The organism is Bartonella sp. AA81SXKL, assembly GCF_042196945.1.
Lineage (GTDB): Bacteria > Pseudomonadota > Alphaproteobacteria > Rhizobiales > Rhizobiaceae > Bartonella.
Map to the genome: position 1 here is coordinate 1 of NZ_JBHIRH010000113.1, position 1,051 is coordinate 1,051.

Genomic DNA, 1,051 nt, shown 5'->3' on the forward strand with positions numbered 1-1,051 from the left:
CAGAAATGAAATTACCAAAGCGATTAATAAAGAAATGGCCAATGTGAAAGGTGAGAGCCTTGTTAAGCAAGATCCTGAGAGTAAGCAGATCACTATTGGTAAAGAAGTAGCGGGCACAGGAATCAATATTGCCAACAGTTCAGGTCAAGATCGTAGGCTTTCAGGTGTTAAGGCAGCAGAGAATGACAATGATGCGGTTAACAAAGGTCAGTTAGATCAAGGTTTGAAAGAACTTTCTGATAACCTTCAGTCTGATGATTCTGCAGTTGTCCATTATGACAAAAAGACAGATGGTAACATTGATTATACCAGTGTGACTTTGGGTAAAGGTAAAGATTCTGCCGCTGTTGCCCTTCATAATGTAGCGAATGGAAAGATTGCGTCAGGCTCTAAGGATGTTGTTACAGGTGGTCAGATTAACAAAATCGGCGAAGATGTTGCTAAGATTTTGGGTGGTGGTGCGAAGTTTGATGATGGTAGCTTTACAGAACCAACCTATACAGTGTCTAATATTGATAAAGATGGCCATGTAAAAGAGTCTCAATATCATGATGCTGGTTCAGCCCTTGTAGGTCTTGATACGAATATCAAGAATGTCAATGAGAATGTCACCAATAAGTTCAATGAGTTTACACAAAACGTAGATCAAACAACGCAACAACTTAAAGATGATGCGTTATTGTGGAGTAAGGAAGCGAATGCCTTTGTCGCCGATCATGGTGCAGAAGGTAAAAAGGCTAACAGTAAGATTACCCATCTTTTAGCTGGAGACATTTCTAAATCTTCTACAGATGCAATTACAGGTGGTCAGCTTTATACGTTGAATCAGACGCTTGCGACCTATTTTGGTGGTGGTGCAAAGTATGAAGATGGCAAATGGACAGCTCCGACTTTTACAGTCAAGACAGTTAAAGAAGATGGTAAGGAAGAAGAGCAGACGTATCATAATGTAGCAGCGGCTTTTGAAGGAGTTGGTACGTCTTTCACGAATGTGAAAAATGAAATTACTAAACATATTAATCATCTCCAGTCTGATGATTCAGCGGTTGTT

The 1,051-nt window shown here is 40.0% G+C and carries 1 pseudogene; it reads left to right on the forward strand.

The features are described from left to right. Nucleotides 1-34: 34 nt before the first annotated feature. Nucleotides 35-1,051 (forward strand): annotated as a pseudogene (locus ACFINZ_RS09905) (hypothetical protein); the annotation flags it as partial.